Genomic DNA, 473 nt, shown 5'->3' with positions numbered 1-473 from the left:
ACCTTATATCCTGTCTTCTAATAACTTTTTTGATAACTCAACAGCAAAACAACCCTTACTTACTTCCTTAGAAAGGAGGTGATCCAGCCGCACCTTCCGATACGGCTACCTTGTTACGACTTCACCCCAGTTATTGAACCTGCCTTCGGCTGCTCCCTCCTTACGGTTGGGTCACAGACTTCGGGCATTTCCAACTCCCATGGTGTGACGGGCGGTGTGTACAAGACCCGGGAACGTATTCACCGCGACATTCTGATTCGCGATTACTAGCGATTCCAGCTTCATGTAGTCGAGTTGCAGACTACAATCCGAACTGAGATGACCTTTTTGGGATTTGCTCACTCTCACGAGGCTGCTTCCCTTTGTAGTCACCATTGTAGCACGTGTGTAGCCCAGATCATAAGGGGCATGATGATTTGACGTCATCCCCGCCTTCCTCCAGGTTATCCCTGGCAGTCTCCCTAGAGTGCCCA

At 49.9% G+C, this 473-nt stretch carries 1 rRNA gene; it reads right to left on the bottom strand.

The features are described 5' to 3' along the window. Positions 1-71 precede the first annotated feature (71 nt). Positions 72-473, bottom strand: a 16S ribosomal RNA gene (locus BUB77_RS00005); the annotation flags it as partial.

Source organism: Anaerocolumna jejuensis DSM 15929 (assembly GCF_900142215.1).
Classification (GTDB): domain Bacteria; phylum Bacillota; class Clostridia; order Lachnospirales; family Lachnospiraceae; genus Anaerocolumna; species Anaerocolumna jejuensis.
This window is presented reverse-complemented; position numbering and strand designations above follow the sequence as displayed.